General features: G+C 36.7%; 15 protein-coding genes and 1 tRNA gene. 6 read left to right on the top strand and 10 right to left on the bottom strand.

Annotated features, from left to right (window positions below; translation table 11 throughout):
• Positions 1–10: 10 nt before the first annotated feature.
• Positions 11–625, bottom strand: coding sequence for an acyl carrier protein phosphodiesterase (locus BM179_RS01885; RefSeq protein WP_092011233.1), 615 nt, complete (start codon positions 623–625; stop codon positions 11–13).
• A gap of 180 nt (positions 626–805) precedes the next feature.
• Between BM179_RS01885 and BM179_RS01880 the strand changes: the two genes are divergently transcribed.
• Positions 806–1321 (top strand): FKBP-type peptidyl-prolyl cis-trans isomerase, encoded by a 516-nt coding sequence (locus tag BM179_RS01880; protein ID WP_092011230.1) that lies wholly within the window; start codon positions 806–808, stop codon positions 1319–1321.
• A gap of 74 nt (positions 1322–1395) precedes the next feature.
• On the opposite strand, the gene BM179_RS01875 is transcribed toward BM179_RS01880, so the two are convergent.
• Positions 1396–1869 carry a deoxycytidylate deaminase gene (locus tag BM179_RS01875; protein ID WP_092012005.1) on the bottom strand — a complete coding sequence of 158 codons (474 nt, stop codon included), beginning with the start codon at positions 1867–1869 and terminating at the stop codon, positions 1396–1398.
• A gap of 146 nt (positions 1870–2015) precedes the next feature.
• Entirely contained in the window at positions 2016–2909 is an 894-nt protein-coding gene (locus BM179_RS01870) for an OmpA/MotB family protein (protein WP_092011227.1), read from the bottom strand.
• A 514-nt stretch (positions 2910–3423) separates the two neighbouring features.
• Here BM179_RS01870 and BM179_RS01865 point away from each other — a divergent pair.
• The gene (locus tag BM179_RS01865) at positions 3424–4767 is read left to right on the top strand and encodes a D-arabinono-1,4-lactone oxidase (protein WP_092011224.1); all 1344 of its coding nucleotides are present in this window, start codon (positions 3424–3426) and stop codon (positions 4765–4767) included.
• 229 nt (positions 4768–4996) lie between these two features.
• Here BM179_RS01865 and BM179_RS01860 read toward each other — a convergent pair whose 3' ends face one another.
• The gene (locus BM179_RS01860) at positions 4997–5566 is read right to left on the bottom strand and encodes a Crp/Fnr family transcriptional regulator (protein WP_092011221.1); all 570 of its coding nucleotides are present in this window, start codon (positions 5564–5566) and stop codon (positions 4997–4999) included.
• 254 nt (positions 5567–5820) lie between these two features.
• Here BM179_RS01860 and BM179_RS01855 point away from each other — a divergent pair, with 254 nt between their 5' ends.
• The 3 genes from BM179_RS01855 (at position 5821) to BM179_RS01845 (ending at position 9801) form a co-directional block, all read left to right on the top strand.
• Positions 5821–7128: a hypothetical protein gene (locus BM179_RS01855; RefSeq protein ID WP_092011218.1), complete on the top strand. Its 1308-nt coding sequence runs from the start codon at positions 5821–5823 to the stop codon at positions 7126–7128.
• 15 nt (positions 7129–7143) lie between these two features.
• Positions 7144–8544, top strand: a complete 1401-nt coding sequence (locus tag BM179_RS01850) for a Dyp-type peroxidase (protein ID WP_092011215.1) — start codon at positions 7144–7146, stop codon at positions 8542–8544.
• Positions 8545–8607: 63 nt separating this feature from the next.
• Positions 8608–9801, top strand: coding sequence for a cytochrome P450 (locus tag BM179_RS01845; protein ID WP_177219276.1), 1194 nt, complete (start codon positions 8608–8610; stop codon positions 9799–9801).
• Here the strand turns inward: BM179_RS01845 and BM179_RS01840 are convergent.
• The 6 genes from BM179_RS01840 to BM179_RS01820 all read right to left on the bottom strand — a co-directional run bounded on the left by BM179_RS01840 (position 9798) and on the right by BM179_RS01820 (position 14192).
• Positions 9798–11471 (bottom strand): LTA synthase family protein, encoded by a 1674-nt coding sequence (locus tag BM179_RS01840; protein ID WP_177219275.1) that lies wholly within the window; start codon positions 11469–11471, stop codon positions 9798–9800. The genes BM179_RS01845 and BM179_RS01840 overlap by 4 nt on opposite strands.
• 212 nt (positions 11472–11683) lie before the next feature.
• Positions 11684–11851 (bottom strand): hypothetical protein, encoded by a 168-nt coding sequence (locus BM179_RS25170; RefSeq protein WP_177219274.1) that lies wholly within the window; start codon positions 11849–11851, stop codon positions 11684–11686.
• Entirely contained in the window at positions 11851–12402 is a 552-nt protein-coding gene (locus BM179_RS01835) for a stage II sporulation protein M (RefSeq protein ID WP_092011206.1), read from the bottom strand. Before BM179_RS01835 ends, BM179_RS25170 begins: the two co-directional genes overlap by 1 nt.
• A 10-nt stretch (positions 12403–12412) precedes the next feature.
• Positions 12413–13174 carry a hypothetical protein gene (locus tag BM179_RS01830; protein WP_143095118.1) on the bottom strand — a complete coding sequence of 254 codons (762 nt, stop codon included), beginning with the start codon at positions 13172–13174 and terminating at the stop codon, positions 12413–12415.
• 179 nt (positions 13175–13353) lie between these two features.
• Positions 13354–13566 (bottom strand): hypothetical protein, encoded by a 213-nt coding sequence (locus BM179_RS01825; RefSeq protein ID WP_092011201.1) that lies wholly within the window; start codon positions 13564–13566, stop codon positions 13354–13356.
• Positions 13567–14118: 552 nt separating this feature from the next.
• A tRNA-Met gene (locus BM179_RS01820) sits at positions 14119–14192 on the bottom strand.
• A 315-nt stretch (positions 14193–14507) separates the two neighbouring features.
• Between BM179_RS01820 and BM179_RS01815 the strand changes: the two genes are divergently transcribed.
• Complete coding sequence (locus BM179_RS01815) at positions 14508–14900, top strand: START-like domain-containing protein (protein ID WP_092012002.1); 393 nt, start codon at positions 14508–14510, stop codon at positions 14898–14900.
• Positions 14901–14992: the final 92 nt, after the last annotated feature.

Here is a 14992-nt window from a genome sequence, read left to right as displayed (position 1 = left end):
GGATATAATTTTAGGATTGAAAATCTGCTGTGGTTTTTAGCAGGAAATTCCTCACATGCTCCTGAAGATCAGGGAAAAATGCTCTGAATTCTTCCTGATATAACTCGTAATCTGTTTTGAGTTCGTCAATTGCATTTTCGATGTTTGAAGGAAATGAAGTTCGCCGGGAAATGCCTTTCAAAGCCCATTCTATGCCTTCAAAATTAGCGTAATTTGTCAGCCAATCTCTTTTTGAAATAGAATGAATGATCGGTTTTATTTCTTCTTTTATTTCAAATTCGTTGATTTCCAGTATTTTGTAGAAATTTTGCGAAAAATCAAAAAGTTTTTCACTTGAAAAATCTGAAAAATTCCTGGCCAGAAAATGATCATAAAACATATCGATACAAATTCCGGAATATCTTTGGAATTTTGGCTTTAAACGTTCAATGCTTTTCTTTACAACCGGATGAGAATCAGTGTAATAGTCAATTTCCCTATGAGCAGCGATACCTAATCTTACTTCCGGAGCATATCGCATATTTTGGGGATTATCCAGTTTTCCGCGAACAAAATCTCCCAGAAAATTTCCCAGTTTAATCAGGTCATTGTCTCCGGAAAGAAAAATATGTGCCAGGTAGTTCAACTTTTCTGCGAATTTTATCGTTGATTAACAAATATTATAGAGAAAACGCTTAGGTTTGTTCTAAAATCCAAAATTAGAAAGATTTTGAAGAAACTTTATGTTTTCTGACTCTGCGGAGTACTTTTGTTTTAAAATAGAACAAATCTTCCTGATTTACTTAGCAATTAAACAATTTTTTATATGCAAATTTCAAATGCGAAGGTCGTGTCTCTGACCTACGAATTATCTGTTTTAGACAAAAACGGTGAAAAAGAAACAATCGAAATCGTTGAAGTGGATGAGCCAATGGTATTTATTCATGGAATGAGCGGATTACCTGAGGCTTTTGAAGATAAAATTGCCGGATTGGAAGCTGGTGCTGATTTTGAATTCAGTATCTCTGCTGAAGATGGTTATGGTGAATATGATACCGAAGCGGTTGTTGAACTGCCAAAGGAACTTTTTAAAGTAGAAGGAGAACTGGTTGAAGATATTCTGGAAGAAGGTAACTTTATTCCAATGAGTGATGAGCAGGGAAATCGTTTACAGGGTAAAGTACTTGAAGTAGGTGCTGATTTTGTAAGAATGGATTTTAATCATCCTCTTGCTGATAAAGAAATGCACTTTAAAGGCAATATCATAAGTGTACGTGAAGCGACTGAATCTGAAATCGCTCATGGACACGTTCATGGTGAAGGTGGCGTACATCATCATTAATACCTGAATATCTCCTGATATTTAAAATAAACCGCAATGAAGCTTAAATTTCATTGCGGTTTTATTTTTGCATATCAGGCAGCTTCTTCACGTTTCTTTTTGTACTGAACCACTTCTACGCCAAATTTTCTCAAAAATTCTACTCCTTCGTCTTTCGGAATCCCTTTATACTGTGCGTAAGAATCCAGAAAAATAACCTTTTTGATCTTCATACTGAAAATAATTCTGGCGCAGGCTATACAAGGTGAAAGTGTCACATAAATTGTAGCTCCTTCGATTGAGGCTCCGTTTTTAGCGGCATACAAAATGGCATTCTGTTCCGCATGAAGCGCCAGAGAACAACTTCCTTTAGAATCTCTTTCACAACCAACTTCCGGAAATTCCTCGTCACAGTTGTGTGTGCCTGCCGGCGGGCCATTGTAGCCAATTGAAATAATTCTGGTGTCTTTGGCCAGTACAGCTCCGACCTGAGCCTTTATACAGTGCGAACGTTTTGCAAGGCTTACCGCCAAGTCCATGAAAATATCGTCAAAATCTGGTTTAAGCATAATGTGTTTATCAATTTTATTCCCTGATTTCAGGAGGGTTGCCTGTTGCAAAATTACTGAAAAGTTCTTCAAATACACTGAAACGCAAAAAATAAGGGGATAACCTGTGAGCAGGCTATCCCCTTATTTTCAAACACTGACTAAAATTATTTTTGCGGAGCAAGTAAGTTGAAGAACTGATCTAACTTAGGAGTTACGATGATTTCAGTTCTACGGTTAACCTTACGGCCAGTACTTTTATCGTTACCTTCTTTAGGGATAAATTCAGATCTACCACCGGCAGTCATACGCTCAGGAGCTACGCTGAATTTAGTTTGTAATAAACGAACCACAGAAGTTGCTCTTTTCACACTAAGATCCCAGTTATCCTGAACACACTCAGTAGAGATAGGTACATTATCAGTATGACCTTCAACTAAGATATCAAGATCTTTGTGATCGTTAACAACTTTAGCAACTTTTCCTAATACAGTTTCAGCTGCAGAGTTGATTAAAGAACTACCTGATTTGAACAACAATTTATCAGAAATAGAGATATAAACAACACCTTTTTTCACTTCTACCTGTACATCCTCATCATTTACATCGCTTAATGAACGTTTAAGGTTCATAACCAAAGCAAGGTTGATAGAGTCTTTACGTTGGATTGAAGTGTTCAGATCTTTGATATAACGGCTTTGGCCATTAAGAGCTTCCAAAGAACTTTTGATACTTTCAGCTCCTGATTTGCTGATTACTGACAAATCTGAAAGACGATCTAACAAGTTAGTGTTCGTTTTCTTTAAATAAGCCATTTCTTCCTGCAAAGATTTCAAATCATTTATTTTGCCTTGTAATTCAGCATCTTTGCTTTTAAGCTGACTACGTAAGTCAGTTCCCTGTTTCTCACAATCATTTAAGTCTGATTTAGCTTTGGCTATGGTTTGCTCATTTGAAGCCTGCATTTCGGCAAACTTAGATTGTAATTCTGTAAGCTTCTTCTTGCTTGCACATGAAGAAAGTAGTGGTAATAGCGCTACAATCAAAAGGATTTTTTTCATGGACTTTAATTTTAATTTCTTAATTGACACTAAGTTTTGATTAATGTGCAAAAATAAAAAGGTCTTTTTTCTTTTCTAACCTTGTTTATCCCTGTTACAAGTATTTTTTTTTGGTTTTTAAAAAACAAATGCCTGAATAAACTCATTCAGAGCTTATTACAGGACTCCTGACCGCAAAATTGAGTTGATTTTTTTTTGAAAAATAATTTGAAAAATATAAAAATACGGGGCTGGTTGAACATTTATTTCACTGATAACGCTCCTTTAATGGCAAAAGTTGTCTTCAAAACTAAAAAAAAATGAAAACATTGAGCGTTTTCAGCGGAACCAAATGTTCAAACGGGGTTTTGAACTTATCGGTAATTAAAGTATTATTTAGAGTAAATCCCGATATTTTTTATATTGCATCTTAACCCGGAGATTTATAATAGCCGAACATAAAAACTACCGGATTGGAATAAATGTAGATTAGGAACATTCATTCCTGCAAATTTTATCTAAATTTTTAAAAACTATGAAAAAAAGAACTTTCCTTAAATTATCCACTGTATTTGCTACAGGTGCAATGTTTTCCCCTTTATCGGGTTGTGTCATGAAAGAAAAAGAAAGACTTAAAAATTGGGCAGGTAACTTAACTTACAGCACCGCTAATGTAGATTATCCGACTTCGGTGGAAGAAGTGCAGGCGCTTGTTAAAAAATATAATAAGCTCAAGGTATTAGGAACAAGACATTGTTTTAATACCATTGCTGATTCAGAAGATAACCTTGTATCATTGAAAGAACTAAATAAAGTTGTTTCATTAAATGCTGAAGCCAGAACTGTCACAGTTGAAGGCGGAATCCGTTATGGTGATCTGGCTGAATTTCTTGAGGCCAAAGGTTTTGCTTTGCATAATCTGGCGTCTTTGCCACATATTTCGGTGGCAGGTGCCTGTGCAACAGCGACGCATGGTTCAGGGGTAAATAATGGGAACCTGGCCGCCGCTGTTTCCGGTTTTGAACTCGTTACGGCAGCAGGAGAAATAAAAACCTTGTCAAGAGACAAAGATGGAGAGGAATTTTTAGCAGGAGTAGTAGGGCTTGGGGCACTTGGTGTGGTGACAAAAGTAACACTTGATATTCAGCCGACTTTCCAGGTCAGACAGGATGTTTATGAAAACCTGCCTTTTAGTGCCCTGAAAGATCATTTTGATGAAATAATGTCCGGCGGATATAGTGTCAGTTTGTTTACTGACTGGCAAAAGGATAATGTAAGTGAAGTATGGGTAAAAAGCAGGATTGAACAGGGAGTGAAGATCGATATCAAACCCGAATTGTACGGAGCAAAGTTAGCAACGAAGAATCTGCACCCGATAGCGGACCTTGCTTCTGAAAATTGTACAGAACAGATGGGTAAGCCAGGTCCATGGCATGAACGCTTACCCCATTTTAGGATGAATTTTACGCCAAGCAGTGGTAAAGAGCTTCAATCCGAATACTTTGTTCCCCGTGAACATGCCTATAAAGCACTTGAGGCGATCAATCGCCTGGGTAATAAATGGAAAGAAGATCTGATGATTTCAGAGGTTCGTACAATTGCGGCAGATAACCTTTGGCTGAGTACAGCTTATCAAAGACCAAGTGTTGCCATTCATTTTACCTGGAAACAGACTGATAATGTTATAAAACTGCTGCCATTGATCGAGGCTGAACTAGTACCATTTGGTGTCCGGCCGCATTGGGGCAAACTTTATACTATTACAACAGAACAATTAAAGGCTGTTTATCCTAAATTTAATGATTTTGTAGCCCTGGCAAAGAAATACGATCCAAGCGGTAAATTTCATAACAAGTTTCTTGATACCTTACTTGGCTAGTATTTGAGCAGATTATGCCAGATGTACACACTGATCAGGAATGCAGACTTTCCTGATCAGATGCCGGTTTGTTTCGGTAACTGATTTTCAAAATCATACGAAAAGGATCATAATTGTACTTATGCGTATATATTTATACGGGTTATTCGCTTTATCTTTTATAACAAGCCACAGAAAAAGCCTGACCCCTTCAAAAGAAAATATTTGCAAATATTGAATTTCCGGCACCTTATGATTCAGCACGAATGCGGCTTAACTGGGTTGGCGTGATACCCAGATATGATGCGATTTCATGTTGTTTTAAACGAAATTCAAGAGATGGATAATTACGCAAAAAGTCGGCGTAACGAGTTTTTGCTGTATCATATCTGAAAGATATCTCCAAAGGTTCTTTTTCGATGATCCAGTGCAGTTCTATATACCTTATATAAAACGCAGCAATATCCTGATGTTTTTCCGTTAACTGTTTGAAATCGTAAAAGTTATACTCAAAAACAATACTGTCTTCAATAGCCTTTATGTTAAAAGGACTGGGTGATTTTTTTAATAAGGCACTTGTTGAGGCAACGAAATGGTTTTCAGGAAAGAACTTTTTAATAACAATGTCGCCGTTCTCAGCAGTAAAGTATTGAGAAAAAAGGCCTTCTGAAACAAATGCAACCATTTTCGGGGTTTGTCCTTCTGTCAGGAAAAGCTCGTTTTTTTTATAGCTTCTTTTTCTCAGAATCTCCTCCCAGGCTGTTCGGCTTTCTTCTGAGAGCTGAGTATAGGTATCAATTTTTTGCCAGATATTTTGCATAATAAATGAGGGAAGAGAATGACCTGAATGGTCGTCTCAATACGAAGTATTCTTTTTCCGGGAATAAAATTAGATATTTTGCCTGAGGCAGGACTGAAATAAAACAGAATTCTTAAAATTGTTGTAAGACAATTACCCTTTTATCAGGAAAATATTATCTGTTTATAAGATTTTATGCGTAAAAACACGTATTTCTACGCTTTCTTTTACAGCTTCGATTTCAATAACTTTATGAAACCTTTTAACATACCACTATGATTAAGCAACATGCCTTAACGGTAATTGCCAGACTTCGTCAGGAATCTGTCCCTGGCCTGAGAGTTTTGCTGGATATGATAGACCAGGACATTGAAAGCAATTCGATTATCCCCTTTTCCAGATTAACCACCATCCATTTCGCAAGATTTGTAATTCTTGAAGCATCAGAGCTTGATGGTGAAATGATCCCCCCTCAATTGTCTTTCAGTTCTAATTTTGACGGACCGTTGGATGACCATCTCAAAGAACTCTTTTCTGTAGCAGGGTCGGGTTTCGACCAGGTGTATCAACATTGCGCAGATTATAATGCTGAAGGAGATATCAGCCAGAAAATTGCATATTTTAAACAACACTCTCTGCCGCCACCCAATGCATTTTATATCGGACATCGTGGTTTATCTGTGCAAATGATTCAGAAACAGAATCAGATCCGGAATGCCATTGAAATGTTCCTGAATCAAAATCCCCAGGATAATTATAAACCTTCAGAAATCAGGCAAAATATCCTCAATTTTCTGGAAAGTGCAGGTTTAAGGGATATTAAACCTCCTGAAATTGTTTTGCGAACCCTTTGGGGGCCGGTTCTTATTTTACTGGGCAGTATTCTTCTGTTGGGTTTAGTAATCAGCTGGGCTTTTGTCCTGAAGCTATTCATTGCGATTGTGGTCTTTCTGATAATCTGGACGATTATCCTGAGAATGAAAGAAAAAACAGACCCTGAAATACAAATTGAAACAGATGACTGGAAAAAAGATAACCTGATTCAGAAAATCCAGACATTGAAAAAAGATGAAGACTTTGTTGTTCAGAACCAGTTAACACACCTGGTTCCCATTAAAAAGGGACTTTTCAGACTTATAACGCTGAAAGCAGTTCTCTGGGCAATTAACTTACTGGCCAATGTCTTTTATAACAAAGGAAAATTAGGAAACATTCCGACGATCCATTTTGCCCGTTGGGTGATAATCGACAATAACCGGCGTCTGTTATTCTTCAGTAATTTCGACGGTTCCTGGGAAAGTTATCTGGGTGATTTTATTGATAAGGCAGCAGTCGGCTTAACCGGTGTATGGAGTAATAGTGAACTATTCCCTAAAACTAAATTCCTTGTTTTTGAGGGAGCTACAGATGAAGAGCGTTTTAAATACTGGACCCGGACTTACCAGATTACCACGCAGGTATGGTACACCGCCTATAAAAATCTGACAGTAGTGAATGTGTTGAATAATAATGAAATACATCAGGGTATCTGGAAGGAAAAAATGACAGAAAATGAAATCATAGATTGGCTAAGAAAATTATAATCAACCACTACAATAATGGAAACTTTACAAATAGAAGATATTCAGGGGATTTTGATCAGAGGTTATAAAAACCTCAGAGGCGCCCGCTTTATTCTGTGCCAGATAACGGATGTTCAGGCTGCCAGACAGCTCATTTCTGATTTATTGCCTGTTATCACACGGGGCGATGAGAAAGCAGAGGAAAAAGCCCTGAATATCGCATTTACCTATAAAGGAGTTCAAAAGTTTAATATGAATCTTTCCAGGAATTTTTCTGAGGAATTTCAGGAAGGAATGGATTCTGTGGATCGCCAGAGAATCCTGGGAGACTATAATTCAAATGACCCTAAATACTGGCACTGGGGCGTACGTAATTCAGGTACTGAAATAGACCTGATTATCATGCTTTTTGCTCCGTCGAATAATGCGATTGATACAATTTTTTCTCAGGTTTATGAAAACATTAGAAAATCCGGAGTCCTGGTAGTAAAGGAATTAAATTCCGAAAAACTGGAAAATGACCGGGAACATTTTGGCTTTCATGATGGCGTTTCCCAACCGGTTCTGGAAAGCATGTCTCGGAAAAAGAATGCTACCGACGATAACATTATTGCAGACGGAGAATTTATTTTCGGATATACCAATGAATATGGAAAGGAAGCCATATCACCTACACTTACCAATGGTTTCGATTTTGGAAAAAACGGGAGTTATATGGTTTTCAGACAAATACAACAGGAAGTACATACCTTCTGGGATTTTATGCTCCGCCATTCGAATCAGGATAATGATGCGGCAATCCACCTGGCCGCTAAAATGATGGGACGTTATCCAAGCGGAACACCAATTACACTTTCTCCTTTGAAAGATAGCGAGGATCCTGAAATGTTTATGGAGAACAATTTCAATTTTTACAAGGATGATAAATATGGCGACAAATGCCCGATTGGTGCACATATCCGTAAAGCGAATCCAAGGGATGGTGTAAATGATAATCCAGAAGAATCAACTACAGTTTCCAAACGTCACAGAATTTTGCGTCGTGGCCGACCGTATGGACCGCCCTTGATTGAAGATATGAATGTGCCAAAAATGCTTGATGCCATTAAAGCCGGTCAGATGCCTGAAGAAAATATCGGACTTCATTTTATATGTTTTAATACGAATATCAGCCGTCAGTTCGAATTTATCCAGCAGCAATGGATGAATAACAAAAAGTTTGATCATCTCTATAACGATCCTGATCCCATTATCGGCGTAGATGGAAAGCCACCTGTTAACGGAACAAATAAGCCGGAACCTCCCGGAGAATTTACCTTGCAAGCATGTCCGGTAAGGAAAAAGCTTCTGGATGTACCTCAATTTACCAAAATTAAAGGGGGAGCTTATTTCTTTCTGCCGGGTTTGGATGCACTTCAACAAATGCAGAAATCCTGATAAGTAAATCGTTGGCTATCAAAGCCGATGTCATTTGTTTTACCTCAATTTTATGCAATAGAGATGATACACAAGTTGTTTGAAAATATTCGTTTCGGAGAAGTCATTACCTGGTTTTTCCGAACATTTTTGCCGGTCTTCAGATTTCGTGACTGGGTTGTTGTTTCCCGGTATTCAGAGGTAATAGAAGTGTTAAGCCGAAATCAGGATTTTACGATTTCTGAAATTAATGCGGCCCGTATGCATGCAGTTGATATAGATTTTTTTCTTGGAATGGATACTTCCCCACAACACGACCGTGAAAAGGGCATTATGGAATTAGTTGCTAAAAGGGAAGATATGGGACGCATTCAGCAATTTGTCTCGAAAGAATCTGAGCGAATAACTGATGAAATTAAGACCATTGGTAAGATTGAAGTAGTGGAAACCATCTCCAGAATTGTACCTGTATTGCTCGTCGATAATTATTTCGGTGTTCGCAATCCTAATCAAAAGCAAATGCTTTATTGGCTTCGTATCCTGTTCCATCAGCTTTTTCTTAACCTCAATAATGACCCGGTTATCGAAGCAAAAGCAAAAAAGGCAGGAAACGAGTTAAAACCTTTTCTTAATGTACTGATTTCTGACAGAAGAAGGCAGATGGAAGAAGGAAAGGAGTGTCCTGATGACCTGATAACCAGGCTGCTGAAGTTGCAGCCTCAATATGACTGGCTTGATACAGATGCGATTCGCAGAAATATCTCAGGATTAATTATCGGAGCAGTTGAAACGACCAGTAAATGTGTGGTTTTGGTGCTGGAAGAGCTTTTCCGAAGACCTGAGGTGTTGAAAGAAGCCATTGCACTGGCAAATAAAAATGATATAAAAGCCCTGAAAAACTATTGTTATGAGGCTTTACGCTTTAATCCCCATAATCCGATTGTTATTCGTTATGCTTCAGAAGAACAAAGAATCGGGAAAAACGGGAAATATAAAATTCCGGCGCAATGTAAGGTTTTGGTAGGTATCTACTCAGGAATGTTCGACAAAAAAGTATTTACCAGTCCCGGTAAATTTAAAGTTGACCGAAAAACAGAATACCTCCATTTTGGATACGGAATGCATGAATGTTTTGGAAAACATATTAATGCTGTACAAATTCCCATTATTGTCGGTTCAATTTTGCGTCTGCCTAATCTGAGAAAGGCCTCGATTAATGATGGAAAAGTTATTAATGACGGACCATTTCCTGAAAGCTTTTGGCTGGAATTTGATTAGTGATTGTGGTAGCTTTGCATAAAAGTATTGTGATAATATTGAAGCATTGCTTTAAGTTTAATGCTGGCAAAAGTTTGATTTTTTGCTTCGCTCCGGTTGAGAGTGAACGAAACATCTTCTGACGGGCTGAATAAGTGATATACTCCGGAATGGTATGAAAATGCCATTCCTTCATTTACTGAAAATAATGATTCTCCAAAAGGTAATGCCTTCTTTTCCTCAATGTTCAAAAAATCTAACACAGAAGGCAGAATATCAATATGTTGAGCGATTTTAAGAGAATTACCTTTTCTTTTTATTTGAGCTGATTCGTATTTATCCGGATGAAAAATTATTAAAGGAACCTGATATGCCTCTTTCCCTTCTGCGGTTTGCAGATGCGTATGATCACCTGTGATAATGAATAGGGTATTTTGATACCAATCTGTTTTCTCGGCTTCTCTGAAAAACTTTTTTAAGGAATAATCTGCATATCTCATGGATGTATGCATCTCATTCTTTTCTCCTTTTTTCAAAGGAAAGTGTGAAGGTAATTTATAAGGATTGTGCGAACTTAAAGTAAACAGAACACTGTGAAAGGGCGCATGAACCTTTGAAACAGTCTGACAGGCATAAGACAGGAAATACTCATCAAAAATACCCCATGCTCCATCAAAATGCTTGCTTTTGTCGGGGTAAGTATCCATTCCGAAATACTCATCATATCCTGCCTTTCGGGTAAATGTTTTAAATCCCATGGATCCGTCTCTGGCTCCGTGAAAAAACATAGTCTTATAACCTGATGCCTTTAAGAAAGAACCAATCGTTTTCGGATACGTTTTATGACTGACATATTGGATAAAATGGTTATCGCTAAGTTTAGGAACAGATGCCAGTATAGCAGGAATTGCATCTATGGATTCCCGGCCGTTGGCATAGAAAGATTTCATAGATAAACCTTGTTGAGACAGGCTGTCTAAAAAAGGTGTTTTTCCCTTAAATAAACATTCGGAAGAAAGGCTCTCGCAGATGATAATAAAGACATTTTGTTTCTTTTGATGAAAGAAATGATGCCTGCTGCTATCTCGTCTGATATATTTAGCCACTTCGGCGTCAGTTAAAAGTGAAATCTTTTTTACCTCTGTGGTTCTGCTGCTGCGGATTAAGGATAAAGTCGCGTTTGACAGCATGTATTTATAAATGTTGTTTTCTTTAATGCCTGAAGAGACAGACAAATCTGAGATGCTTTGTGAACCGAAAATCAATAAGAGAATTAATGTTATTTTATGCAGAAAATACCTCGTAAAGCTGGCTTGCCTGGGAATAAAAATGATAAAAACGACTGAAATAAGAAGCAGAATTAAGGAAATGTACCAATAATAGGTTACCAGACTTATGGTTTGCTGCCTGATATCGGTTTTGATATTGAGTACGGATATAGATAATGGTTGGCCTGTAAATCTGAAATACTCAACGTCGATTAAAGAAATTAAGATAAAAGGAAGGTTACACAATGCAAAAATCAGATAGTCCAGCTTTTCTGATAATCTGGTATAAGGAAACAATATTGTACAAAGAAAGGGCAGGCAGTTTATGACTATTAATGTGATAATATCTGTTCCTAATCCTAAAAAAGAGGCTTTGACTATACTATTAAGAGAAATCCCTTTCAGCAAATCGTGATTGTTCAAAAGAAAGAATATTCTGCAAAAAAGAGAAAATGCCAGTAAGTATATGATTCTGTTTAGAACAACATTTATCTTTTTTATTGGCAAAAGAGATGAAAAGTGCTGATTAATCCGGTTAAAGGTATTTTCATAGAACATAATAAGGCAGATATCAAATCAGCGTATGACCTTCAGATCGATCATACGCTGAGTTATCGGTCATTTGAAAATTTCAATTATTTGTGATGCTCTTTTTTAGAAAAATTAGCAAAAGTCATGACTGATATGATTAAAAGAAAGCCGGCAGAACTGATCTGAGGGATTTTTCCGGGAACCAGAAGAATTGCCAGGATTGTCATAGAAGCAACCAGAACAATAAGGCTTACAGCAGTTTTAGTTTTCATTATCGTGTATTTAAGAGGTTAAACAAAGAACCGGTTACATAACTTTCGACAATAGCACTTAATAAAATAAGGCTCAGCAATTTTAAAGTATAGATGCTTACCAGGTTTTTAAAAAGTGAATTGTCATCAAAGCCGGAATTCAGGAATTTGTAAAAATCAAAGGACAATTTGGTTGAATAAACCGAAATGCTGATAATCCAGTAATATTCCAGAATAGCATGAGGAATAAAAAGTATGATTGAATTTAAAAGGCCCAGATTACTGAAAAATTTATTGAGATAAAATCCCCAGAAAAGGCCGTTGAAAAATATGATAATAACATTGTAAATATTGAAAAAGATAAATCCTAAAAGCAGCGACAAACCCAGCAGGAAGTTATTCAATAGAATCTTAAAAAAAGAATCATTTGAAAAAGACACATTGTCTAATGAAATATCTCTGGATCTTAGGTTTATGTTAGTAAGACCCAGTACAAAACTTATGATGAATACGATCGAATATAATAGAAAACTATTTTTATTCAGAAAGACAACTACAGTTTTAGTATTCACTTTTCAGGGGTTATTTAGAAAATAATTGATTGAAAAGAATAGAAGAAAACAGAATCATTATACTTGGGAAAAAAGCATTGAATATGCTCCAGAATGCATTTAATTTACCTTTACATGAATTGTAAATTAATAAACCAAGTACACCTAACGACCAGTATTCACCTAATTTGCCGATCACAATTCTGGTATAAGAGCTTGACATTGTCTGGGTCAGCTCATCCAGGCTGTCGAAATGCCCCATTGTGCAGATATTGTAAATCAGCAATATTAACCCTGATAAAAGAAAGCCGACGTATGACAAACCGATACATTTCAGATACTCATTGAAACTGATACGGCTATCTAAAAACACACCCAATGTATAAACAATGACGGCCTGGAAAAATAAGCCTCCAACCTGACTCATTAAAATATTCATAGAATATACCTGCTTGATCAGTCCTCCTACATTTGCCTCATAATTACTGTCAATTGAAGAATAATCAACCGTATTTAAAGTGAAGAATAAATTGAGAAAATTGAAAAGTAATAACAGAAATATCACTGCGAATATTTCAGCCTTGTAATTAGCCTGAGGGTTAAAAGTTTTGGTAAAAGCTATCGGATTGTATATTAATTTCAAAAAAGGTCTTATTCTGTCATCACTTTCTAAAACGGGAAAATCTTTTTCATATTCGCTTTTTTCATTCGATATAATGATCGCAAATGAAACCAAGCCTATTGTGAGAGATATTGCAGATAATAAATGGTTAACTGTCAATTTATCATTCATGAGTGTATAAAGTAGAATCATGAAGACTAAAGAAACGAAGCCAAAATAGATTGCAAAATATCTTAAGCTGCTGATATATTTTTGTGCCAAGGGAATTAAAGGAAAGATGAGACTATTTGAAACAGCATTGAAATTAAATCTTCCGGCTTTAGGCCGGAAGACTTGAAAGGATCATGAAATTAAGCACCTACTCCAACCAAGATGGCAGTCTGTACACCACACAGAAGACCCAGTGCAGAACCGATACCACCTCCGGCACCAACTACAGTACCGATAATTCCTAGAGCAGCCTGAGTACTACCTGAAGTCAGGTAAGATCCGATTACATAAGCATTAGATGTTAGAGCTTGTGAGGCAAATGAGATAGCTGGCATAGCTAGTACCATTGCCATAAATAAGATCGCAGCGATTTTTTGCTTGCGTGAAAATTGTGTAGTTCTTTTCATTGTTTTTTTGTTTAGTACTGTAATAAAGGTATAATTATTGGAATATTACTCAAAATTTTTTGTGTTAACTGTATGTTAATTAATATTGTGTTGTACGGAGAAATATCATGTTTTTGTGCGTAATGTGTATTTAAGTGTATGTTATTGTATCTTATTTCTCTGTAAGGAGAGGCTGCTGTTATATTGATACTGTATATTTTTGAGTAAAATAAAAGGAAAGAAGGTCTCTTTGTAAGCTGCTGAAGCCGTCAGGTTGGAGTAGAAAATTAACGGATTTAAGGTAAATAAGGTAAACGTAGGATGTCTGACGTCAGCGGGTTTTATACAGGTTATTTTATGCAGGAGAAAAATCGGGACCTGAGTCAATAATAGCGGGAATGAAACTGTTTGGAAGAGGAATAGAGGAGGAAAAAGGACGGCTATTGGATTATAGAATAAATGGGGAATATCAGTTCTGTAAAAACAAAAAAAAGCCACTTTTTAAAGTGGCTTTCTGTGTAGCGAGGACGGGAGTCGAACCCGTGACCTCTGGGTTATGAATCCAACGCTCTAACCATCTGAGCTACCTCGCCTTGAATCATGGTGCAAAATTAGCCTTTTTAACCTTTCCCAGCAAATACTTTCTGCTTTTTTCTTAGATTTATTTTTTTTTCATATCTTAAGGTGTCTTATAACGATCTGTATTTCAATTTTTTATATTTTACGAAAAAAACGCATTTTTTTTAAAGTTTTTAATAAAACTTGCAATTTAAAAACAGATTGATACCTTTGCCTATATGACATCGGAGCAAATCCAGGTTAAAATCGCCGTTGCGGAGTAGATTTGCAAGTTTTGTAGTTAATGTTAGTTTTTAGAGGGGGAATTTATCCTCAAAACCCTGATGAGTATGAGTAAACATAAGTTTGTTATTGAATTTGAGTTGAGAGCATCACCAAAGGTACTTTTTCCTTATATCAGCTCCGCTTCCGGATTGCAACAGTGGTTTGCCGAGAAAGTTACTATGAAAGATAGTAGTACTTTTGATTTTGTATGGGATGGTGAAAGTCATATTGCTAAATTGTCTCAGGTGAGAATGAATAAGTCTGCTAAGTTTGATTTTGTCCCTAATGACCCTGATGAACGTGACCACAATTATCTCGAATTAAAAATGGATGTAAGTGACCTCACCGGATCTACTTATCTGAAAGTAATCGATTATTCTTCAAACACCGACGACGACGAACTAAAAGAACTATGGGAGGACCTGATTTACAAACTGAAGGAAATAGTAGGAAATTAGTACAGAAAGAAATAAATCCTTAAAAGCCCCGATCGGGGCTTTTATTTTTGCCCAAAAGCCGAAAAAACTTTGTTTTCATAAATATTTTGGAA

Origin of the sequence: Pseudarcicella hirudinis, from assembly GCF_900115665.1 — a bacterium.
In the GTDB taxonomy this organism is placed as follows: domain Bacteria; phylum Bacteroidota; class Bacteroidia; order Cytophagales; family Spirosomataceae; genus Pseudarcicella; species Pseudarcicella hirudinis.
This window is presented reverse-complemented; position numbering and strand designations above follow the sequence as displayed.